A 21,830-nucleotide genomic window follows, 5' to 3' on the forward strand; every position below is an offset into this window, starting at 1 on the left:
TTAAAACTTTTTTTGGATTGGTGGCTGTTGATTCGGGTGGATAAATACTGTACGCGGCTGTTTTTTTTTGTGCTGATTTTTACGCCTCTGGCTTTTGGGACGGTTGAGCCATGGTCGTATGCGGTTATGGAAAGCGCTGTTTTTGCGGCGCTTTTTTTGTTTTTTTTCCATGCGGTCAAAACCCAAAGCCCGGTTTACCAGGTGCCGGGGCTTGTATGGCTGGGACTGCTGCTTTTTTTCATTCTGCTGCAGGCCGTGCCCATGCCGCCGGCCCTGGTGGGTCTGATTTCGCCGGCTTCCTTTGAAATCCAGCAGCAGGCCGCTTTTGCCAGGGGAGATGGCGCCTGGATGACCCTTTCGGTCCATCCCCGGGCCACGGTCCAGGCTTTTTTCCGGTATGCCGCATACGCGGCCTTTTATGTCCTGGCCGTGCAGCTGCTCACACGCAAGGCTTTGCTCAAAAAAACGGTTTTTGTTGTAACGGTTTTCGGTGCACTGCTGGCCTTTTCCTCGATTCTTCAGTTGTATCTCACAGAAGACATGGCGCTGTGGGTGCGCCATGTGCCGGTGAATTCCATGATTGTGGGGCCTTATGTCTGCCACAATCATTATGCCGGATTAATGGAGATGATCTTTCCGGTGGTGCTGGCCTTGTTTTTCTTTTACCGGCCCCGGCTGGGAAACGGCTCTGTTGTCAAGGATCTGCTTGAAATTTTCGGACGGCAGAAGGGCAACATCCATATTCTGATCGGTGCGGCAGCCCTTTTGATCGCTTCCTCGATTTTTCTGAGCCTGTCCCGCGGCGGGATTATCAGCACTTGCCTGGCGTTTTTCCTTTTTGCCTATCTGCTTTCCAAGCGCAGGATTTCCAGGGGCGGCACCCCGCTAACGGTGCTGGTGGTGATTCTGGTATGCCTGTCGGTGTCCTGGTTTGGCTGGGACATGATTTTTGAACGGTTTGCCGAGCTGCAAAACGCCCAGGGCCGGGTGGATAACACCCGGCTGGATTACTGGCGCGACACCGGGGAAATCATTGGCGACTATACCGCCGCAGGGGCGGGTTTTGGCACGTTTGCCGACATTTACCGGCCCTATCAGAGCATCGGGGAAAATCATTTCGTGGACCACGCCCACAATGACTACCTGGAGCTTGCGGCCGAGGGCGGGGTGATCGGACTGGTGCTGGTGTTGGGATTCATGGCCGCGGTTTTTCACAAAATTTTCCGCGCCTATGTCCGCAGAAGAGATCCGTATGCGGTCTATATCTGTATCGGCAGTGTCACGGGCATTATAGCCCTGCTGTTTCACAGTTTTTCGGATTTCAACCTGCAGATCGGGGCAAACGGGCTGTGGTTTTTCTTTTTGCTGGCACTGGCTGTGTCTGCCGCACATACGCGGCTCCAGATGGCCGGGGATGCCACCTTGCTGAAGTCCAAAAGCTTTTCCGCGTCAACGGGGCGGGCCGTGGCAGCCGGTGTGGGAGGCGTTCTGGTGCTGACAGCGGCGTTTAACGTCTCTGCCGTTCTTGGCAGCTTTTACTACGGACATATCAAGGAACACAACATTCGTACGGACATGCCCGCGGCGGATCTGGAAAAATTTGCCCGGGTGGCCGGGCTGGCGGCCATGTTTGATCCTTTTAATGCCCGGTATGATTTTGCCCGGGCAGATGCGGCATGGCTGCTCGATGAGCGCAGGCGGGCAGAATCCGCGTTTCTGGCCGCCATTTCCAAAAATCCTGTAAAATCGGTTTACTACAAACGTTATGGGTTGTTTCTGGCCCAGGCCGGCCGCCGGCAGGAAGCTTTGCACGTGCTTGAAAGAAGCGTGGCCCATGGCCCGGTCAATCCGGATAACGCCCTGGAATACGGCGCTTTGCTGGTATCTGTCGGCAGGCGGGCCGAGGGCATTGAAATGCTGAAAAAGGCGGTGCAGTTAGATGATGCGGTGATGGACGCGGTGCTGGCCACCCTTTCCACCCAGGGAATATCTCCGGAACAGGCCGCTGAAGCCGTGCCGGATCAGCCGGGAGCCGTGATCCGCTATGCCGGTTTTTTGGCGGATATGGGAAAAACCGGCAAGGCTGCCGCGCAATACCGCCGGGCCCTGGATTTGATGGAGCAGGGCCGGTCGTTTCAGCGAGGGCATGTGTATAATGTTTACCGGTTTTTTAACAGGCATGGCCAAACCCGCCAGGCCATGGACGTGCTGGAAAGGGCGGCGTCCCTGCTGCCAGAAGATGCCAGAATCCGCATTCTGCTCGGGGATTTGTACCGGGATCAGGGCATTTTCTACAAGGCAGAGGAAAAATACGAGGCCGCCCTGGTCATAGACCCGGACAACCAGGGGGTGAAAAACCGGCTGGAGCGGCTCAGTCGCTGATGTGTTTTTCCGCGTACTGGGCCATGACTTCGTGGATCCTGGGCGGCGGGGAGACGTCAAAATAATGCTCTGCCACCACGTGGCCGATTTCATGGGCCACAACAGTGAGCTTTGCGTTTTTGGCGGAAAAAAACACGGTGTTTTCCGAAGGCGAGTAAAAGGCGATGTATTTGACATCCCTGTTGTACAGGCTCTTGAAATCCGCCTGAACTCCGCTTTTGGAGCCGCGGATCACGATTTTGAAATCCAGGTCGTGCAAATGCATTTCCAGTATCTGCATGACCCGGTTGACGATGAAATCCATCTTGCCCGCAACTTCGTCTTCTATGGTATCTCCTGTTTTGATCCGGTTTTTGAGCCTGCCCATGTATAGCGCGTAATTGAAATCCTTTAGCGCGTCGCGGTCGTCGTATTCAACCGCTGCAAACCGGCTGCGGATTTCTTCGGTGTGCGCCTGGGGCGGCCAGGCGGCCAGGCAGAGCAGCACAAGCGCAATGGTGGAGATCAGTGGTTTCATGGGCGGGTCCGGCCCCGGCCGCCTATTGGCGGGTAAAGGTAAATTCGTTGATCAGCGCCTGAATCTTTCGGCTGTTTTCGCTGATGCGTTCAAGTGTCTGGGCGTCGGGATGATTCTGGTTTTTGGCCAGCCAGGAAATTTCGTGGTTGAGCGCTTCGACCTGGCTTAAATCCTTGGCCAGCATGGTGTTAAACCGGTTTATTCGCTCGGCCACGCCCTTTCCCTCGTCTTTTTTCCGCAGATGGATGTTTCCGGAAATGTCTTTTTCCAGCATGGTATCCAGGCTTTTTTCAAACCGGTAAAACGGCCCGGCCACCCGGTGGGTCAAAAACAGGGTGATGAAAATCACGGCCATGCCGCAGACCACGATGAAAAACCACTGGGCGCTGAAGATCCGGTCCATCAGGATGCCCGGGGTGGTGCCCAGCTTCAGGTGATAGTCCTCATAGACAATGGATATGGTGTTGGATGAAAAAAAGCTGAAAACCAGGGAAAACAGGATACTGCCGGCCAAAATCAGCAGAAAGTAATGGAAAATGGTCCGGCCCTGGTATTCCTTGTTGATGAAATAGTTGCGTCTTCGGTACCGGGTCGCGTTCATCTGGGCCTCCGTATATCTGCCTGCTGTCTGAGGTTTGCCGCCCACTTATCATAGAGCTGTTCCTGCTTCTGGTCGGCAATGAGATTTCTGATGCGCTGTGTATCCATATCGGCTGCTGGCGCGGGGTTTTTTAGGGGCCGGGTTTGATCGAGCCGGTATGTGACATAGCCCTCGTCTGTCTGCCGGGGTCCGGATGTCTGCCCGGGCTCCAGGCTCAAAAAAATAAACCGCAGATTGTCTGACAGAAAAACAAAAGGCGAGGTTTTTGTTTGGACATCAGACGGGTTTTGGTTGTTTTGCGCGTTATTGCGGGTTTCGTAGGTGCGCCGGGTAAATTGAATCTCCATGCCCGACAGACGCTTGTATTCTTCCACTTCTTTGTCTGTGACTTCCGGATTGAAATCCTGGTATTTCCGGTCCAGCAGGATTTTGACCAGGGATTGCTCGTAAAAGCTTTCCACGGATCTGCGGAAGGATTCCTCCTGGTGGATGTCCCGGTCCAGGGCCTCCTGGATCAAGAGCTCCTGCATGATCAGGGAATCAATGTACTGCTCTTCCGTCATGTCATGGGGCTTGTCAGTCAGGCGCTCGTTTAATTCGGTTTGGGTAATGATCCGGTCGTTGATCACCAGAGCCGGTCTGGAGACTTCCACAGAGGCCCGGTCCCGGCCGATGAAGGCAACAAATACGGCCGTGGCAAGGATGAATATGCCGAGGATGTAGTATAAATATCTCATTTGTCAGTCTCATTTGTTTGCTGCGGGTCATCGCCGGCAATGATCCTGCCGGTATTGGGCTCCACCTGCACGCACCTGTCGTCATAGAGCCGGACCATGTTAAAATCCTTTGCATTGGTGATTTCCAGGGGCGGCAGTCCGTGGCTGCGGAGCCATTGCTGGATCAGCACCAATTGCTCCGGGTCTGCGGCCCGGGCGGTAAATATTTTCACCCGCCAGCCGTCTGCCAGCATCTCCCGGACCCGTTCCATCATCGGAGCCACGGGCGGGCCGATTTCGGCAAGGGTTATGCACTGGTCATAGCAGGCCAGGGTGCCGTCAAGATCCACGCCGATCCAGGCCTGGCTTGCGGCCGCCTCACAGGGCCCGGGCCGGAGCGCAGGAGGGGCGTTGTGGGCGTTTTCGGCTTCGGCCCGGAGGGAGGTTAGGTAATCGGTTAGGGTTTTTAGGATGTTCAAGGTTCAATGTTCAAGGTTCAAGGTTTAATGTCGCGGGTGATGAGTAATGAGTGATGGGTAATGAGTAATGGGTCTCTCGTCACCCATTACCCATCACCCATTAATCATTACCATTTTTTCAAATTTCCGTCTTATTTCATCCACTTTATCCCTATCCGGGCGCTCGGCGCCCGGGGCCATGTACAGGTCCTGGTTCATTTCGATCTGGACGGCAAAGCCGCCGCGGGCCATGAGCTGTTTTCCGTAGTGTACCGTGATGTAGCCGCCCTGGTAGGGGTTGTTGACCGCCACGGAAAAACCGGCTGCTTCCAGGGAAAATCGGATTTGATCCATGATTTCGGCCGGGCAGGAGACCGGGCCGCGGCCCGGGCGGGGTCTGCCCCTGGTGTCGCCGTTGTTGCTGATGATGATGTCTTTTCGTTTTTTTCCGGCGTCCGGGGCGTCTGCCGGGGCGGTGCCGTTTAGGGAATGGCAGTCGAACAGGCATTTGACGTCCGGGTCGGATACCGCGCGGGCCAGTTTTTCATGCCAGGGCTTGTAATATTTCCGGATGCGCTCTTCCACGGCGTCTGCGTCCGGGTATCGGCCGGGCCGGTATATCGGCCGGCCCCTGTAGTCGGTTTCGGCCACGATGCCCTTGGGCCCCCGGCTGTCGGGCGCCCGGTTCAAATCCGCCACCAGCCGGCTCCATTCAGCCGGGAGAATCGTCTTTACCGGCATGGCCCCGAAGATTTCCGCAGTGCCGAAATCCTCGGCATCCTGGATCTCCGCCTCAGAAAGCGCCATCTGCTCCCGTATCTCTCCCGGCACCCTGGCGGAACAATGCGGTATTGTGATGATGATTGAGTTGGCCATAGGTTTTTAAACATACAGGATTTTGTGGTTTTTCGTCAACCGCAGAGTGGGGGCGGCGGGCGGAATTGTGTGCGTTTTCGCAAGCCGGTTGCTTGACGCAGCAGGCCGCGGGATTATCTTTGCAGATAAGAAGGATTGAAACAGCCTGGCTGCTGCCCTGACGGCAGCAGCGCCTGCAACCACAATAGGAGGAAGTGAAATGGGCAAATTTGCACAATTGAGCCGGGCCTGCCGGGATGAAAAAACATTCGGCCGCGTGCTTGGCATTTTTTTCCTGGCCCTGGGCCTGGTATTTTTGATTATCGGATTTACCGTGCTGCCCCTGTTCGGCCTGGTCGTGGCCATTCCCCTGATTGCTTTGGGATTTTATTTTTTTCGCAAATCCCCGGGCGAAGACGAGGCCTGCCGGACAGATTTGGATGTGAGCGCTTTTTCACGAAAGCAGCTGAGCGAAAAACTTTTTGTTATCCCGGTCTTTGACGATCATGACCGGGATTGCTTTTTCCATGCGCCGAAGGGTTTCGGTAATGTTGCCCAGAAGCGAGGTTTCGGTGGCCGTATCCCCGGCCGCCCCCACGATGATCAGATCCGCGTTGTCATCCTCTGCGGCATTGTAGAGCTTTTCCCCTTCGCTGGTGAGGGCCTCGGATGCGTCGATTCTGCACGGAAAGGCCTCCGGGTCCTGGCCGAATTCCGCCATGAGTTCCTGGTGAAGGGTTTGTGCCCGGGTTAGGTTCTGGCTTGCGCTTTTTTGGGTGGAGGACGGAAAATAGCTGCGGGTGCTGTCCTGGATGTAATAGCAAACAAGATGTGCATTTTGCTGGCGATGCAGGTGCAGGGCCCTGTCAAAGGCCGCCTTTGACGCCTTGGAATAATCGATTGCGCAAAGCACCCGGGCAATTTCCAGGGGCGGGTCTTCGGGTACGAATACGATATCGCATTCCGATTTCGCAGACAGCTCGCCGCCGTATCGTTTCTGCCGGTCTTCGCCGTATTTCTGCCCTATGAGCAGCAAGTCCGCATCCATTTCTCCGGCAAAGGACAGTATCTCCTCTGCCGCGTCTTCTTCAGCCACCCGGGTTTCGATCCGGGTGGAGACGCTATTGCGGAATTTTTCATCGATTCTGCTGTCGAGTTCCTCCCGGATCATGGCATTGAGTGAGCTTTTGACATCCGGAAACGACTTGCTGCTTTTATTGGGAAGATCATAGGCCTGGATCACGTGGATAAATGTCACTGCGTCTGCGTGAAATACCCGTGCGGCCAGGGAAGCGTAAGGGATCAGGTGCTTGTCAATATCCGTTAAATCCAGGCACACCAGAATATGCTTGATGGTTTTCATGGGTTATTGGCCTTCCCTGTTTGGATTTTTCGGGTTTTGATTTTCCGAGCCGGCCCTGCCGGCGGCTTTTTTTTCGACCAGATCCTGGATGAGCTGCTGGTAGCTTTCCCGCTCCATATCCCGGGCGCGGATGCGCTCGGCCTGGTATTCTTTTTCCAGGCCCTTTGTCAAACTCCATCCCATGAGCAAAAGCACCACGGCAAAGGGCAGGCCCGTGGTGATCGAGGCGGTCTGAAGCGCGTCCAATCCCCCGCCGAACAGCAGCACCGCAGCCACGGCCCCTTGCAGAAACGCCCAGAAAATCCGCTGGGTCACGGGAGATGACAGCTTGCCGCCCGAGGTAAAGGTATCCACCACCAGGGACCCGGAATCCGACGAGGTGACAAAAAAGCTGACCACCAGCAGGATGGCGGCAAAATTGGCAACAATGGCAAACGGGAAGTTGCCCAAAAGTTCATAGATGGAAATGGCAATGTTTTCCTTGACGGCCGCGGCCATGGTTCCAGCTTCGTTGAGTTCCAGAAACAGGGCGGAGCCGCCGAAAGTGGTGAGCCATAAAAACGTGAGCAGCGACGGGACGATGAGCACGCTAAGCACAAATTCGCGCAAGGTTCGCCCCCTGGAGATCCGGGCGATGAACATACCCACAAACGGCGACCAGGAAATCCACCAGGACCAGTAAAATATGGTCCAGGAGTTCTGCCAGTCCGATCCCCGGTAGCCCTCGGCCCAGAAGCTGATTTTGAAAAAATCATTCAGATACACCCCGATGTTTTCCACGTAGGTGTCCAGGATAAAAAGCGTCGGGCCGGCAATGAGCACAAAAACCAAAAGCACGGCACCCAGGTTCATGTTGAGCTCGGACAATCGCTTGACCCCCTGGTCGAGCCCCGAGGCCACGGACATGGCAGCCGCGCTTGTGATCACGGCCACAAGCACCATCTGGATGTAAATGGTATCGGGCAGGCCGAACAAATGGTGCAGCCCTGCATTGATCTGCTGGACCCCGAAGCCCAGAGAGGTGGCCAGGCCGAACATGGTGGAAAGCACGGCCAGCACGTCAATGGCATCGCCCATGGGGCCGTAGACCCGTTCGCCGAGCAGGGGATAGAAAACCGAGCGGATGGCCAGGGGCTTGTTTCTGTTAAAGCTGAAAAAGGCAAGCGACATGCCCACCAGGGCGTAAATACCCCAGGGGTGCAGTCCCCAGTGCAGAAAGGTCACCTGCATGGCATTGCCCGCGGCCTCCATGGTATCGGCCCCGCGGAAATCCGGGTTGGTGAAATGGTAGATGGGTTCGGCCACGCTCCAGAACAAAATGCCGATGCCCATGCCCGCAGAAAACAGCATGGCAAACCAGGCGGTGCGGGAAAACTCCGGCACCGCGTTTTTGCCCCCCAGGCGGATGCTGCCGTATTTGCCCAGGGCGATATAGAGCATGATCAAAAGATAGCAGTTCACCGAAAGGATCAGAAACCACCCGAAATAATCGGATACATTTGTCTGGATGGCGGAAAAGATCCGCTCCATGGGTTTGCCCACCCCAAGGGTAATGGAGATGAAAACAACGAGCAAAATCACCGTGGGCCAGAATACCGGGGGGTGAACGTCAAAGAAGCGGCGTATTCCGGACGCCGGATCGGTTGTGTTTTCAGCTTCGGCCATTTGCGGCTCCGTAACAGGCTCTTGTTTCAGGTGATTAAAAATATAATAATGATTGAATTGAATCTTCCTGTCAATGATATCCGGATGTGATGGAAGTGTATTTTCCGTGATTCCGGAAGGTTGTTCGGAAGTTGTGTTGTTGCTGAAAAGAAAAACCGGTTTCAGGGGTTGCGTAGCCGGCCAAGTCTTCTTATGGTACACGAAATATAAAATTGTTTAATTTTCAAATCAAAAGGAGCATTCATGACACAAGCGAAATCAGGCGATACCGTCAAGATTCATTACAAGGGCAAATTCGATGACGGCTCGGTATTTGATTCCAGCGAAGGCCGAGACCCCCTGGAGTTCGAGATCGGTTCCGGCAACATTATCACCGGGGTGGAAGAAGCTGTTGTGGGCATGCAGCCCGAGGAAACAAAGGAAGCCACAATTCCGCCGGAAAAAGGCTACGGCGAATACCGCGATGATATGGTCATCGAGGTGGAAAAGACCCAGTTTCCCGAACACATTGATCCCGAGCCCGGCCAGCAGCTGGAACTCCAGCAGCCCGACGGCCAGAAGGTCACGGTCACGGTGACCAACATTGGCGACGAAAAAGTCACCCTGGACGCCAACCATCCCCTGGCCGGCAAGGATCTCAAATTTGAGATCACTCTCCAGGAGATCGTCTAAAGCTGCTCATCCTGATGTTTCTCAGGAAGCCAAGTTCTGATGGCGCCGTAAAAAGTCCAATATCTGCGTTGCGCGCAATTTCTCAGAATTTCACGTACGGATAAGTACGCTGCATTCTTCGAAATTGCGCAAGCCTTGATCTTGAACTTTTACGTCGCCATCTGAAATCAGATTTTTTACGATGCCATCAAGTTCTGCGGCCGGGAACAGTTTTTTCGCCCAATGTGGCTTTAAAAACTGTTTCCGGCCTTATTTCATGATCGGAAAGGTTGCCCCGCCGTCCGGGAATACGGCCACGTGTGCGTTTTTTTTCAATTTGGCCGCTCCCCGGTCAATTACCTCCTGCGGCCGGCCGCACGCATGAAAAAACCCCAGATGCCGGATTTCTTTTTCTGACAGCGACGGCGCATGAAAAAACATCCTGTATTCCCGGATCAGGCGCATGGAGTAATAGGTCAAAAACCGCTCCTCCACGTTAAGCCCCTTTTTTATCACGTTTAAAAACCCCATTACATTGGATTTGCCCACCAGTTTCAGGATGGTGCGCAGCACAAAAAGCGGCGGCGGCTTATCCGGCAGCGGGATATCGTCAAGGCCCCGGGCTGCCCTTAAAAATCCCATGATCACCCCTCCCGGTGCAAGGGCGGGAAGGGCGTTGCCAACGCATTTCATGCTCTGTTTGAAGTTGATGTCCATGGGATGGGAGTTTACAATCACCGCGTCCATGAGATGCGGCAGGTCTATGCCGGCGGTTTTCTTGTTAAATTCGATGCCTTTTCTGTGCGCGGCCAGGGCGTCGCCGGCAAAGGCGGCCGCGATCTGCTGGCTTTCGTCAAGCAGCACGTTGACAACAAATATTTCTCCCGGGACCAGATCCCTTGTTTCTTCCAGGTCCCGGCGGAAGGTGTTTTCATCCGGGGCCATTCCCACCCGGTTAAAAAGGTATGGCGGCTCTGCGATCATGCCGTGGTGGGCGCCGATGGCCTCTGCCGCGGCCACGCCGGGAAACAGGTTTTTCATGCCCCCGCCGAATCCCGCCCACAGGTGCGGTTCGATCATGCCCACCAGAACAATCAGGTCTGCCGCGGCCACCTCCCTGTTTAGACGAACCGGGGTGCCCCTGCCGGTTGTGCCGAAATCATGGTGTGTGGCCGGATCAAAGGCGTCCGGGTTGGACCAGTTGACTTTGTTTAAATTTTCTTCCCCGATTTTTTCTGCCATCTCTTTTTGGCTCATGGCGGTGTGAATGCCCAGTGCGGGCATGACATGGATATTTTCGGCATCTGCGCCGGCCTGCTGCACATGCTGGAAAATCAGGTGGAAAAATTCATGGGCCGGGGTGGGGCGGGTGTTGTCATCCACGATGATCAGGATGCGCTTTTGTGAAAGGTTTCTTTGGGAAAGGGGGTTGGCGCCTTCCGGGTTGGTCAGGGCGGCTTCCACGATGTCTGCGCTGCTTTGGCGGCTTTGGCCGGAGATGTCGACGCGTTCGGGCATGTGCACATGCCAGGTATCGGGCAGTTGAAGCGTTGTCAGCGATTGCCCCCAGGGCAGCTTGATTTCCATGGCCGGCACCTTTCTTTGAGTTTAAAATAGCATTTTCGGCTTATTGTTTTGTCTTTTTTTATACCAGAAAACTTTTGCTTGCGCATTCGGTTTTGCCGTATGGGGTAAAGTTTGTGGGAAGGAAGTCCTGCGGTCAGGGTCAGTTTTTTCGCTCCTGACCGTTTTTACGGATTCAGCAAATGCCTTCGCTGAAATTTCAAAAACTCGGCCTGTCGGCCTCAGACAGTTTGAAATTTTCACGCTTCGGCATTTGCTGAATTTTTCCGTAAAAACGCTCAATGTCGCTTCAAAAACAGCCCCCGACCGCAGAACTTCCTTGGCAGCGGTCTTCTCTGGCCAAACCCCGGGACCAATAAGGTAATAGGGAAACAAAACTTTAAAAATTTGAAAATGTCTGGGTTATAGCTGCTTGAAAAACCGGACAGGGATGGTTTTGGGTGGCGATTTTTGTGGAACGGGGTTATTTTATGGGTTTGGTGGAAGCAGTTTTGGAAGAAAAAATCAAGGATTGACGCAAAGGGGAAAAGAAAATGAAAATTGGCAGGATTGTGGGGATGGCGGCTCTGGTCTTGTTTTGGGTGACATTGACAACGGCTTTTGCAAACGAGTCTGCGGTGCGCATCGAGGCTCCGGAGTCGGTTCGGTCCGGCCAGGAGGTGGAGATTCTGGTGCATGTGTCGCATTCCGGCAACAATTTTATTCATTACACGGAGTTGGTGGAGCTGGGTATCAACGATGAATTGGTTGAGAAATGGGAGTATTCCAATTTCAGCAAGCCGCCTGCCGAAGAATTTACCGTTCGCTATTTTCACACCGCAGATCAGGATTTTACGATCAGCGCCCGTGCTGTGTGCAACATGCACGGCAGCCGCAACACAGATGTCATGAACGTGTCGGTGGAACCCAATGATGCCCCGGACGAAGCGGCTGAATAGACAGGAACCTTAGGGAGGCGGATATGATTCTGGCTTTGGGGATTGTCAACCTGGTGCTGGTGGCCTGGCAGCTGGCAACCGGACTGCATGTGATCCGGATATCGCCGCGTACCCACCGGAAAACCGGAATCCTGCTTGCGGTGTCTGCTGTTTTGCACGCCTCTTTGGCCCTTCTAGTCTAAATGCGCAAAAAGGGGTGCAGGCTTCTGGTGCGGGTCTATCGTTTCACCGGCCGGCCGAATGCCTGGTTGATCAGATTGCGGTCTCTGGGCTGAAACGTGCCGTTTGCCTTTTCCTTGCGGATGACCTTCTGGAAAAGCTCAAACATGCGCACCTGCTGGGGCTTGTCCGCGTAAAAGCTATCCCATGCGTAAAACAGCAGTTCCTGCAGGCGTTCGGCGCTCATCTGTTTTGGGTGGTAGACCACCTTGTCTGCGGTGTAATCGTCCCAGTCATAGGAGAAAATCCGGTTTTCCTTGTGGAGCCGGTCCCAGGCCCGGGTGTGGGGAAACGGGGTGAGCACGGTAAATTCGGCCAGGTCCAGTTCGATTTCCAGCAAAAAGTCCACCAGCCGTTTGATAAAATCTTCGGTATGCCGGTCAAGGCCCAGCAAAATGGTGCCTTCCACGGCAATGCCGTGATCGTGATAGCGCTGGATGCGCTCCCGGATGTAATCCGAGGTGTCAAACACCGCCTGGTAAACAAACCAGGCCCCGGCCTGGGCGGCCAGGTCCAGGACTGCGGGGTCGTCTTCGATGGGATGGCTGCACCAGTTTTTTTTCAAAGGGATCATTTCGGCAAACAAGTCCTTTTCCCATTGAGTATCCTGGGCAAGAGAATTGTCCACCAGAAACAGGCGGTTGTTGTCAATGCCGGCGATTTCCTCGATTGCCCGGTCAACGGGCCGCGGCCGGAACCGGCGGCCGCCCAGGTAGGCAACTGCGCATGGATAGCAGTTAAACCGGCATCCCCGGGAGGCGTGCACCAGGTCCACCATCTGGATGCCCCGGTAATTGTACAGGCTCTTGTTTAAAATATCCCTGCGGGCCGGGCCCACGGTTTCAATGGCCGGGGGAGCTTCCAGGGCGTTGTAGAATTTCTGCAGCCGGTTGTTGCGGAAATCTTCAATGACCTGTTCCATTTTGCCTTCGGCCTCGCCCAGAAACACGGCGTCGGCGTGCTGTGCGGTTTCCTCGGCATGAAGGGTTGCGGCAATGCCGCCGAAAATCACGCAGATTCCTTTTTTGCGGTAAAAGTCCGCGATCTGCCAGCCCCGTTTCACCTGGATGGTGAGCATCATGGAAATGCCCACCATGTCCACGGATTCATCAAAATCAATGTCCTGGAGGTTTTCATCCACGAATGTGACTTCCACGTCTTCGGGAAGGCTTGCGGCAAATACCACCGGCCCGTGGGGGGGGAGGTGAAATTCGGTCTGGCGGGCCAGCTTGGCCCACCTGGGATAGATGAGTTTGAATTTCATGACTGGTTTATCCGGACATGTCTGCTGTCTGAGGCCGGTTGTCCCGGATATATTCGGCCAGGGCGGCAACAGAGGCAAAGACTTTTTCCCCGACCTCCTTGTTGTCAATGACAACGCCGTAGTCCTGTTCCACCATCATTACCAGCTCAAGGATGTCAATGGAGTCAATGCCCAGATCTCCGCCCACCAGGGGGGCGTTCTCGTCGATTTCTTCGGGCGTGATATCCTCGAGATACAGTGTATCAATGATCTTTGTCTTGAGTTCGTCAATGAGCTGCTGCATTGAAATGACCTTGTCAAACCAGTAAATTTATTCTATGTTGAAAACCTGAGCGAGCCTGAAAACATCACCTATTACCGTATTCTGAACTTCTCCGGAACCCTGAAATGATTGAAATTACCAGCCGTCCCCTGCAAAGTCAATCTTCTTTCGCATATGAATCGCTTCTGCCCGTGCATCCATGCCCGGGCCGCGTCATTGGTGCCTGTTCATGAGTCAGGATTTGTCCGATACAGAAGAATACTTGATCCAGCGCGATGCCATGAAGCTTGTGGACAGCATCGTGGCCGCAGACGTGCAAAAGGCTGTGGCGAGGTCCAAAACTTCCCTGGGATGGCCCATGCACATGGATGGTTGTATCCATCCGGTGGTGTTAATTGAGCTGGTGGCCCAGACTTCCGGTATTCAGATCCGGTGGAGTGAGCTGGAAAAAGACCCGGCGAGCCATTCCGGCGGCGGGTTTATCGTGGGCATCAAGGAGGCGGAATTCTTTTGTGGGCAAATCCCCCTGGATGCGGAGATTGAAACCTGCGCGGTCAAGGTCTCCAAGCACATGAATTACGCCGAGTTCGAAGGTACCTGCACCATGAACGGTCAAGCTCTGGGCCGGGCTTTTATTCAGGTGCTGCGGACCGGGTGAATTTTTTACGGCGTTTTAACTTCGTTTAAAGTTCAAAGTTCAAGGTTCAAAGTTCAAGGTTCAAGGTTCAAGGTTCAAAAAAATAAAATCAGAGAGTTGTTTATTTGGTTGAAACGTTTGGGTTAGGAGAAAGCAGATTTATGGAGCAACAGACAGCGGTTGTAACCGGCGGAGGACGCGGCATCGGGCGGGCGATTTGTCTGGAACTGGCTGCCTGCGGCTATTTTGTGATCATCAATTACCGATCCGACCGGGATGCGGCCGGGCAGACCCGGGACGAGATCCGCAGCGCGGGCGGGGCCGCGGAAATCATGGGTTTTGATATCACGGATGCCGCTGCAGCCAAAGAGGCGGTGGCAGAGATTGCCGCAGGCCATGACATCGGGGTGTTGGTCAACAATGCCGGTATTACCGCAGACGGGCTGTTTGTGATGATGCCGGAAAAAGACTGGCACAATGTGATCAACACGGCCCTTTCAGGATTCTACAATGTCACCAAACCGGTGTTAAAGCAGATGATGCGCAAAAAACGGGGGTCTGTGGTGACCCTTTCCTCGCTCTCCGGCATCCGTGGCAACCGGGGCCAGGCCAATTACTCGGCTGCCAAGGCCGGCCTGATCGGGGCAAGCAAGGCGGTTTCAGCCGAAGTGGCGCGCCTGGGCATCCGGGTCAATGTTGTGGCCCCGGGTCTGATTGAAACCGAAATGATCCAGGAGGCGCCTGTGGATTTCATCAAGCAGATGATTCCCATGGCCCGCATCGGCCGGCCCGAGGAAGTGGCAAAGGTGGTGCGGTTTTTGTGCTCGGAAGATGCCTCTTATATCACCGGCGCGGTGATCAGTGTGGACGGGGGGATGGGCTGATGGCCGGCATTGCCTTCATGCGCAGGATTTTTTACCGGTTTGGTTTTTTTGCCGCGCTGCTGTGTGCTGTCCCGTTTTTTGCCGGCTGGGCCGACACCATGGAGGAGATCGGAGTTCAGGCAGCCGATATCCGGGCGGTCAAAGCGCGGTTTGTCCAGGAAAAGCATTTGGAAATGCTCGACAACCCCCTGATATCCAAGGGCGAGCTGTATTTCCGGGCCCCGGATTCCCTGCGCTGGGAATACACCGATCCCGTAAAAAGCATTCTGGTGATGAACCGCGACCAAATCCGCCAGTACGCCATGGGCGAAGACGGCATGCAGGCCCGGCAGGGCAGGGATCTGGAGGCCATGCGCGTTTTTCTGGAGCAGGTGGGCCAATGGATCCGCGGCGGGTTTGAGCAAAACACCGCTTTTTCCGCAGAACTCAAAAAAGGGCGCCGGGTGGTGCTGACCCCTGCGGACAATAACATCGCTGCAGTAATCGAAAAAATCGAACTCCAGCTCACCGACACCCCGGGCGTGATCGAGTCTGCTTTTATTTATGAGGATGAAACCTCTTATACCCGCATTGTGTTTCATGACACAGAGATCAACCCGAAGATTGCAGACAGCGTATTTGAGCAGGCCGGATAGAGAAGGGCTGACAAATCGTTTGCACCCTGCTGATTTGGAATAATATTTTATTTCAGATTCCGGTTCGTGCGAACATGTTGTTTGCAGCAGGCCAAATCCAAATTTTTCCGTAAAAGGGGGTTGATGATGAAACAATGGATTTACGGCGGTTTTCTGGTGTTGATGAGCGTGGCACTGATTTCCTGCGCCGCAGGCTTGAAAAAAAATGAGATTGATCCATGGCTGGCCGACATTTCCGGCAGCAGAGCCCCTGCCGTCAATGTGGAAGGCAAATGGCAGGACGCGGATGTGGATCCCAACACCCCGTTTGGATGGGGCAAGGGCATGCTGGAGCAGACAAATGGCAGAATTGAGGGCCACATCGGCAACTACAACATTACCGGAAGGGTCAGCGGCAACAATGTCTACCTGGTGTTTCTCTCCGGCGGCTCGGTCTATTACACGGCCCGGCTGGAAATGAAGGAAAAGGGCGTGCTCCGGGGCAATTATTTTAATGACGACGACCTGGCCCAGGAAAACGGCATGCCCATGAACCTGGAAAAAGTTGAATAATCGCAAATATACATCCTGCAGGGGCTTGCGGATTGCCCGGCCGGTACTGATTCTGGTTTTTATGGTTTTCATGGCAGCCGGATGTGCCGGACTGCCGGAAATCCGGCTGGAAGGCCCTGTTGCTGAGTCCCGGGTGAAAACGGCCTGCCGGGAAGTGTTTTCAGACACCCCCCGGCAGGTCGTGCATTCCATGACCGCACGGATGCCCAATGACGAGATTTACCAGGGCATTTCCGTTACCCGGGTGTCGCCGGAAGCCGGCCGGATCAAGTGCGTGATCATGAGCATCGAGGGCTTGGTGCTGTTTTCAGGCAAGGCCAATGGCGAGATCCGGGTTGAGCGCGCCATCGGTCCGTTTGACAGCGAAAAATTCGCAGAGCGCCTGTTTGCCGATATCCGGCAGGTGTTTTTACCCCCCCGGGGCCTGATGGTTGCCGCGGGAAAAAATCCCGACAACCACCCGGTGTGTCGTTATTTGTTAGACGAGGGCGGTTTTCTGGACGTGGTGCAGTCCGGCCCGAACCATGTGCAAATCATTGAATACAACCCGGGCAGAAAAAAGACTCAGACCGTTTCCCTTACCCGGGCGCCGGCGTCGGGTGAAGCCGGCCTCAGGCCGGCAGACACCATCGTGATTGAGCGTCACGGCGTTTTGGGCTACCGGCTGGACCTTGAGCGCATCGAGCAGAACCCGGATTCTGCAAATCTGCCGTGATCGGTTTTTTTCAGATCCGGGTCTCGTTTGGGGCTTTGTCCTCGGTGTCTTCCAGAGAACGCTGAAAATCACGCCACGCCCTGGAAAATCCCTTTTTGGTTTCCTCCCAGGCCTCTCCTGAACTGTTTTTGAATTTTTCCGCCCATTTTTGAAGATCTTCGCGTTTTTCCCGCAGGGTTTCGAGGGTGGAGCGGGTTTTTTCCTTCATCTCTTTGCTCATTTCCGATTTTTCCTTTTCATACCGGCGCTCCAGCTCATTGATGCGCTCGTCCATGCGCTGGATTTCTTCTTTTGCCCTTTTGGCCATTTCTTCCTGTTTGGCTGCCGAGTACTGCTTAAGGCTTTCAATGGCCTCGGCAATGTCCTGCTTGACTTTTTCACCAGAGGTTTGATTCCCGGATTCAGCAGCGGCCGGCCCGGCGCAGACCAGAAAGGCCAGCATCAAAATCAGGGCGGCAAACAGGCACTTGAGAGGGGTTTTCGGGTTCATGGCAATGTCCTTTCATTTGTTTTGTCATTGCCGGCTTTTTTTCGGCCGGATGGATTGGTGCATCACGGGCAGGCCCGTGAGCCCGGAGACAGACCGGATCACAAGGCCTTTTTCAGAAAGGATGATAAGAATTTTCTCCATTTCCGCAAGCCATTGCCGCGGATCAAACCCAGCGGTTCCCGGGTGGCCGTCATGGAGCAGGATGATGTCTCCGCTTTGCACTTTTCTGCCGATGCGCGCGGCCAGGCCGTTGATTTTCCGGTTTCCCACGTCCGGTCCCCGGCATGAATAAAGAATACAGCGCATTTTGTATTTTTCAAGTATGGTCTTGAGCTTCGGGTTGACCACCCCGGCCGGGGGGCGGAAGGCGGCGGGCCGGATGTTGAAGCGGCCCAGGATGTCTTGGGTTTTTGCGATTTCCGCATCCAGTTTTCCCGCGGGCTTGAGCATGACAAACACGTCGTGGCTGTATGTGTGATTGCCGATGCAGTGGCCGGCGGCAAGGATTTGCTGGATAATTTCCGGATGTTTTTCCGCCTTTTGGCCGGTGACAAAAAATGTGGCCGGCGCATTCCAGCGCCCCAGCAGTTCCAGCAGGGCCGGGGTGGTTTCCGGGTGAGGGCCGTCGTCAAATGTAAGGGCAACGCTGTTGCTGTTTTTGGGGCCTTTGCAGGTCACGGGCAGAAAAAACCCGCACTGGCCCAAAACCGCCCCTGCCGCGCACATGATCACAAAGGCGGCAAGCACGGCCGCGGAAAAATACGGGTGGATGAAAAAAACCGCCGCGGCCGCGAAAAAGGCGCCGGCTGCGGCAAGCCAGGCAGGGGCTATGCCAAAGCCGGCCTTCATCTGACCAGGTGCTCCCACAGGGGCCCGGTATGGCCCCGGGCATGGAGCCGGGAGATGATCTGCGCGCTTTTGTCCCCGCCGCTGCCAACAATCCAGTTGATGCGGTCTTGGGCCTTTTCCAGGACCCGGGCCTGTATTTGTTGGGCGCTGATGTGTGCGGGGCTGTAAAACACGGGTTCAAGAAGATCTGCGTTTGTCTGGATCAGTCCTCGTTCCACGGCCATCTGCCGCACCCGGGTACCCGGATAAATGCGGATGCCGGTGAAAAAAAAGCAGACGGTTTTCTCCAGGGCTGCGGCATTGTCCAGTGTTGTTTCCAGAGTTTTTTCAGATTCGTCCGGTGCGCCCAGCAGAAAAAAATGGGCTGCATGGATTCCCGCATCCAGGGCGGCCTGGTGGGCGGCGAAGATATCTGCGCAGGTAAAGGGTTTGCGGTATTGGGCCAGGATGGAATCGCAGAACGCGTCTGTGCCGAATTCCGCATGGGTCATGCCGGCTTTTGCAAGGCCGGCAAAATAGCCTGCCGGCATCTGCGCCGGGGCGATGTAGGCGCCCCAGGGAATGGTGATCTGCGCGCGCTCAAAGGCCCGGGCCACGGCCAGGCTGTGATCCGGGTCTGCATTGAATGCCGAATCCGTGATAAACAAAAACGCGGCCCCGGCATCCTGGAGCTGTCGGGCCTGTTTGGCCACTTCCGCGGGGTCAAACAGGCGCATGCGCCTGCCCTCGATGTCGGGATAGGTGCAGTAAATGCACTGAAAACAGCACCCCCGCTTGGTCTGCAGGTTGAGCATGCCGCCGTGGCGCAGGTAATAATCCACGTGCGGACGGTTGGCCAGAAACGAGCGCTTTGTTAAGTTATCCAGGGGCGTCGGCGGTGTGAGGGCTTCGGCCGGGCTGTTTGGGGTGATCACCCCGGGCAGATCGGCTACCGGTTTGTTTTGGGAAAGCCGGTCCAGAAACGCGGCCAGGCGCTCGCCTTCGCCGGTCAGGGCATAATCCGCCCCCAGGTGCGTCAAAATGTCCCCTGGAAACATGTTAAGCCCGCTGCCGCCGATAATGACCGGAGCCTGGCTGATTTTGCGGATTCGCTCCACAAGTTCCCGGCTCTGCCAGAGATAGGTGCCCGGGTTGACCGCATCAGTGGTGTCCACGTTGCGGATGGAAATGCCGATGATATCCGGATCGGTCTGCGCCACCCGGGCCAAAAGGGTATCTGCGCCGCCGGGTTCATTGATATCTGCGATCCACACCTGATGGCGGTCCTTGATGGCCCCGGCCACGTAGTCCAGCCCCAGAGGGTAGACCGGGTAGGGACGGGTTTCGGTGTTGGGCGAGATCAGCAAAACCTTCATGTGTGCATCATCTCCACTGCTGTAACGGGTTTTCCGGCATTGATCATCAAAATTCCCCTGGCGCGCAGATCGATTTCCGTGTCTCCGGCCGGGCCGGCCGGGAGAAATCCTTTTTCCATGCACCCGGCAGCCAGGCCTGCGGCCGCGGCAGAGGCCGTGGCAAACTCGCCGGTATATTTCCGGTAATCCACCATTGGCAGGTTTGTGTCAAGGGCCCGGCAAAACGCGTTGATCACCTGGCGGGAAAAATCCGCCCGGGCTGCGGGAATGCCGGCAAAGATCACGCCGATTCTTGCTGAAACGGCTTTTGCACCGCCCAGTTTTTTTACCAGGGTGCCGGCGGTTTTGTCCGGATCATCGCCGCCAAGGACAAATACAGGACCAATGCCGATGCCGGTGTTGGCGGATGTGAGCATCAGTCCGCCCCCGCCGTCGGCCGGAGTGCCGGCCAGGGCGGCTGACGGATCAAACCGGCGGACCAGCGGATCATGGGCTTCGTCTGCGCCCATGACCAGACACGGGGCATGGTTGTTTCCCATGAGCCGGGCTGCGATCAAAGCCTGTTCAAAGGCGTCGTCCTGTCCTGTGAGTGTCATGTTTGCACCCCTGGCCCCGAGCATGAGTGCGGCCTGGCCGGCAGGGGCGTTGTGTACGGATCCGGCAAAATCCATGGGGCTGGAAAGCCGCTCCTGGTTGGCAAACAGCCGGGTGAGAAAAGCATGGGTTTCTGTAAGAGCCCCCCAGCCGGTGCCGAAAAACAGGTCTGAAATCTGATTTTCCATATTTGTGCGGGATACCGCCTGGCCGGCCAGGTTTACCGCCATTCTGGAAAGCCGCTTTAACCGCCGGACGGCTTTTGTATCCAGGTCAGCAGACAGATCTGTGTTGGACAATATCCCGGCGCAGGAAAGATTGTTGTAAAATGCCTGCAGACTGGCCTCTGTGCCGCCTGCACCGGTGATGCACATGCCGGTTAAAACGCCTGTGACATGGGGAGGTTCTGTGCAATGCCCGTGCTTTCCGGCTTTGCCCGTGTTTTTGTTTTGAATGCCGCCAATGACCAGGGCGGCATTGTTGCCCCCGAACCCGAAGGAATTGGACAGCACGGTTTTGATTTTTCTGTGCTCCGGCCGGGTCAGGGGCTGGATGTCGAGATCCGGGTCCGGGGTGCGCATGCCGGCGTTTGCGGGCAGAAAGCCGTCTGCCGCGGCCCGGGCGCAGATGCCCGCCTCCATGGCCCCGGCCGTTGCAAGGCTGTGGCCCAAAGCGCCCTTGACAGAGGACAGTGCCGGCGGGTTGTCTCCGAATACCGTATGCACGGCCCGGGCTTCGGCTGCGTCATTGCCGATGGTGCCGGTGCCGTGTAAATTGATGTAGTCAATGTCTGCAGGGCCTATCCCGGCATCTTTTAAGGCGGCTTCCATGGCCCGGGCCGCGCCCAGGCCTTCCGGGTGCGGGGACGTGGCGTGGTGGGCGTCACAGGAAAGGCCGGCGCCCAGGACCCGGGCAATTGCGTTTTCCGGGGACGTTTGACCGCCTTTGAGCAGCACCAGGGCCGCGGCCTCGGAAAGGTGCATGCCTTTTCTGTGCGCGTCAAAGGGCCGGGCGCCCTCCGGGTCGATTAACTGCAGGGAGGCAAATCCGTGGCAGGTCAGCCGGCACAGGGCATCAGCGCCCCCGGCCAGCACGGTTTGGGCCATGCCGCAGCCAATCATCCGGGCGGCCAGGGCAATGGCCGCAGTCCCGGAGGAGCAGGCAGTGGAGACTGTCAACACCGGTCCGGTGCATCCGCAGACCCCGGCCGCATGCCGGGCCACCGTGTCCAGACCGTGGCCGGCATAGGCCCGGGGGTCTGTGACATGGTTTTTGATCAATACTTCGGATTCGGGCATTCCGCCGGTGGTCACGCCCATGACCAGCGCGTCTGGCACATCGCCCGGACATTGGGCCATGATCTGTCTGACCGCGGCATCTGTGAGCGTGTGGGTCCGGCCCTCATCAATGACAGGCAGGTCCATGCTTACCTGCCCGGCCACTGGCGGGTCTGGATGGGCAAACAGGGTCAGGGGGGCGGCACAAATCCGGTTTTTTTCCAGTGCGGCCATGGTCTGCCGGGTGTCTCCCATGGGCGTGATCATTGCAATGCCGGTGATGTAAATGCCTGTCAAAATACCGGGTCCTTAGGGTTGGTCACAAAATAACTTGAACAGTTGGCTTGTTCTTTTTCCCGTCTTCTTT

General features: G+C 55.8%; 23 protein-coding genes. 9 read left to right on the forward strand and 14 right to left on the reverse strand.

The annotated features are described in order from the left end of the window. The first annotated feature begins 126 nt into the window (after positions 1 to 126). Complete coding sequence (locus ACTCIA_RS06825; protein WP_463001054.1) at positions 127 to 2,382, forward strand: O-antigen ligase family protein; 2,256 nt, start codon at positions 127 to 129, stop codon at positions 2,380 to 2,382. On the opposite strand, the gene ACTCIA_RS06830 is transcribed toward ACTCIA_RS06825, so the two are convergent. The 7 genes from ACTCIA_RS06830 to ACTCIA_RS06860 form a co-directional block, all read right to left on the reverse strand. Beyond that, the gene (locus ACTCIA_RS06830) at positions 2,372 to 2,899 is read right to left on the reverse strand and encodes a hypothetical protein (RefSeq protein ID WP_463001055.1); all 528 of its coding nucleotides are present in this window, start codon (positions 2,897 to 2,899) and stop codon (positions 2,372 to 2,374) included. The genes ACTCIA_RS06825 and ACTCIA_RS06830 overlap by 11 nt on opposite strands. 22 nt (positions 2,900 to 2,921) lie before the next feature. Further along, positions 2,922 to 3,500, reverse strand: coding sequence for a methyl-accepting chemotaxis protein (locus tag ACTCIA_RS06835; protein WP_463001056.1), 579 nt, complete (start codon positions 3,498 to 3,500; stop codon positions 2,922 to 2,924). Further along, positions 3,497 to 4,237, reverse strand: a complete 741-nt coding sequence (locus tag ACTCIA_RS06840) for a peptidylprolyl isomerase (protein WP_463001057.1) — start codon at positions 4,235 to 4,237, stop codon at positions 3,497 to 3,499. Before ACTCIA_RS06840 ends, ACTCIA_RS06835 begins: the two co-directional genes overlap by 4 nt. Continuing rightward, positions 4,234 to 4,695, reverse strand: coding sequence for a hypothetical protein (locus ACTCIA_RS06845; protein ID WP_463001058.1), 462 nt, complete (start codon positions 4,693 to 4,695; stop codon positions 4,234 to 4,236). The genes ACTCIA_RS06840 and ACTCIA_RS06845 overlap by 4 nt, the downstream gene beginning before the upstream one ends. Positions 4,696 to 4,788: 93 nt before the next feature. Then, positions 4,789 to 5,550: an N-formylglutamate amidohydrolase gene (locus tag ACTCIA_RS06850; RefSeq protein WP_463001059.1), complete on the reverse strand. Its 762-nt coding sequence runs from the start codon at positions 5,548 to 5,550 to the stop codon at positions 4,789 to 4,791. A 433-nt stretch (positions 5,551 to 5,983) separates the two neighbouring features. Further along, on the reverse strand, positions 5,984 to 6,892 hold the full coding sequence (locus tag ACTCIA_RS06855; RefSeq protein ID WP_463001060.1) for a universal stress protein: 909 nt from the start codon (positions 6,890 to 6,892) through the stop codon (positions 5,984 to 5,986). A gap of 3 nt (positions 6,893 to 6,895) precedes the next feature. Beyond that, positions 6,896 to 8,557 carry a BCCT family transporter gene (locus tag ACTCIA_RS06860; protein WP_463001061.1) on the reverse strand — a complete coding sequence of 554 codons (1,662 nt, stop codon included), beginning with the start codon at positions 8,555 to 8,557 and terminating at the stop codon, positions 6,896 to 6,898. A 243-nt stretch (positions 8,558 to 8,800) separates the two neighbouring features. On the opposite strand from ACTCIA_RS06860, the gene ACTCIA_RS06865 reads away from it, so the two are divergent. After that, on the forward strand, positions 8,801 to 9,229 hold the full coding sequence (locus tag ACTCIA_RS06865) for an FKBP-type peptidyl-prolyl cis-trans isomerase (protein ID WP_463001062.1): 429 nt from the start codon (positions 8,801 to 8,803) through the stop codon (positions 9,227 to 9,229). Positions 9,230 to 9,478: 249 nt separating this feature from the next. Here the strand turns inward: ACTCIA_RS06865 and ACTCIA_RS06870 are convergent, their stop codons facing one another. Then, the gene (locus ACTCIA_RS06870; RefSeq protein ID WP_463001063.1) at positions 9,479 to 10,795 is read right to left on the reverse strand and encodes a lactate racemase domain-containing protein; all 1,317 of its coding nucleotides are present in this window, start codon (positions 10,793 to 10,795) and stop codon (positions 9,479 to 9,481) included. Between the two features lie 530 nt (positions 10,796 to 11,325). Here ACTCIA_RS06870 and ACTCIA_RS06875 point away from each other — a divergent pair. Together ACTCIA_RS06875 and ACTCIA_RS06880 are read left to right on the forward strand one after the other, a co-directional pair. Beyond that, a complete protein-coding gene (locus ACTCIA_RS06875) occupies positions 11,326 to 11,730 on the forward strand; it encodes a desulfoferrodoxin family protein (protein ID WP_463001064.1) in 405 nt (134 codons plus the stop codon). 23 nt (positions 11,731 to 11,753) lie between these two features. After that, a complete protein-coding gene (locus ACTCIA_RS06880; protein WP_463001065.1) occupies positions 11,754 to 11,912 on the forward strand; it encodes a hypothetical protein in 159 nt (52 codons plus the stop codon). 35 nt (positions 11,913 to 11,947) lie between these two features. Here ACTCIA_RS06880 and ACTCIA_RS06885 read toward each other — a convergent pair whose 3' ends face one another. Both ACTCIA_RS06885 and ACTCIA_RS06890 read right to left on the reverse strand, forming a co-directional pair. Beyond that, positions 11,948 to 13,213: a B12-binding domain-containing radical SAM protein gene (locus ACTCIA_RS06885; protein ID WP_463001066.1), complete on the reverse strand. Its 1,266-nt coding sequence runs from the start codon at positions 13,211 to 13,213 to the stop codon at positions 11,948 to 11,950. 7 nt (positions 13,214 to 13,220) lie between these two features. Further along, positions 13,221 to 13,496, reverse strand: a complete 276-nt coding sequence (locus ACTCIA_RS06890) for a phosphopantetheine-binding protein (RefSeq protein ID WP_463001067.1) — start codon at positions 13,494 to 13,496, stop codon at positions 13,221 to 13,223. A 208-nt stretch (positions 13,497 to 13,704) separates the two neighbouring features. Here ACTCIA_RS06890 and ACTCIA_RS06895 point away from each other — a divergent pair, with 208 nt between their 5' ends. From ACTCIA_RS06895 to ACTCIA_RS06915, 5 genes are all read left to right on the forward strand, one after another. Then, positions 13,705 to 14,133 carry a hypothetical protein gene (locus tag ACTCIA_RS06895; protein WP_463001068.1) on the forward strand — a complete coding sequence of 143 codons (429 nt, stop codon included), beginning with the start codon at positions 13,705 to 13,707 and terminating at the stop codon, positions 14,131 to 14,133. A 140-nt stretch (positions 14,134 to 14,273) separates the two neighbouring features. Beyond that, a complete protein-coding gene (gene fabG / locus ACTCIA_RS06900; protein ID WP_463001069.1) occupies positions 14,274 to 14,996 on the forward strand; it encodes a 3-oxoacyl-ACP reductase FabG in 723 nt (240 codons plus the stop codon). After that, complete coding sequence (locus tag ACTCIA_RS06905; RefSeq protein ID WP_463001070.1) at positions 14,996 to 15,631, forward strand: LolA family protein; 636 nt, start codon at positions 14,996 to 14,998, stop codon at positions 15,629 to 15,631. The genes fabG and ACTCIA_RS06905 overlap by 1 nt, the downstream gene beginning before the upstream one ends. A 126-nt stretch (positions 15,632 to 15,757) precedes the next feature. Continuing rightward, complete coding sequence (locus tag ACTCIA_RS06910) at positions 15,758 to 16,183, forward strand: hypothetical protein (protein ID WP_463001071.1); 426 nt, start codon at positions 15,758 to 15,760, stop codon at positions 16,181 to 16,183. Further along, entirely contained in the window at positions 16,176 to 16,898 is a 723-nt protein-coding gene (locus tag ACTCIA_RS06915; protein ID WP_463001072.1) for a hypothetical protein, read from the forward strand. Before ACTCIA_RS06910 ends, ACTCIA_RS06915 begins: the two co-directional genes overlap by 8 nt. A 10-nt stretch (positions 16,899 to 16,908) precedes the next feature. Here ACTCIA_RS06915 and ACTCIA_RS06920 read toward each other — a convergent pair whose 3' ends face one another. Genes ACTCIA_RS06920 through ACTCIA_RS06935 form a run of 4 tightly spaced genes read right to left on the reverse strand, consistent with a single transcriptional unit; the run spans position 16,909 to position 21,760 of the window. After that, on the reverse strand, positions 16,909 to 17,388 hold the full coding sequence (locus ACTCIA_RS06920) for a sll1863 family stress response protein (protein WP_463001073.1): 480 nt from the start codon (positions 17,386 to 17,388) through the stop codon (positions 16,909 to 16,911). Between the two features lie 24 nt (positions 17,389 to 17,412). Then, positions 17,413 to 18,237 carry a polysaccharide deacetylase family protein gene (locus tag ACTCIA_RS06925; protein ID WP_463001074.1) on the reverse strand — a complete coding sequence of 275 codons (825 nt, stop codon included), beginning with the start codon at positions 18,235 to 18,237 and terminating at the stop codon, positions 17,413 to 17,415. Beyond that, a complete protein-coding gene (locus ACTCIA_RS06930; RefSeq protein ID WP_463001075.1) occupies positions 18,234 to 19,592 on the reverse strand; it encodes a lipid biosynthesis B12-binding/radical SAM protein in 1,359 nt (452 codons plus the stop codon). Before ACTCIA_RS06930 ends, ACTCIA_RS06925 begins: the two co-directional genes overlap by 4 nt. Beyond that, positions 19,589 to 21,760 carry a beta-ketoacyl synthase N-terminal-like domain-containing protein gene (locus ACTCIA_RS06935; RefSeq protein WP_463001076.1) on the reverse strand — a complete coding sequence of 724 codons (2,172 nt, stop codon included), beginning with the start codon at positions 21,758 to 21,760 and terminating at the stop codon, positions 19,589 to 19,591. The genes ACTCIA_RS06930 and ACTCIA_RS06935 overlap by 4 nt, the downstream gene beginning before the upstream one ends. Between the last annotated feature and the right edge of the window lie 70 nt (positions 21,761 to 21,830).

The sequence above is a fragment of the Desulfosalsimonas sp. genome (assembly GCF_055149105.1).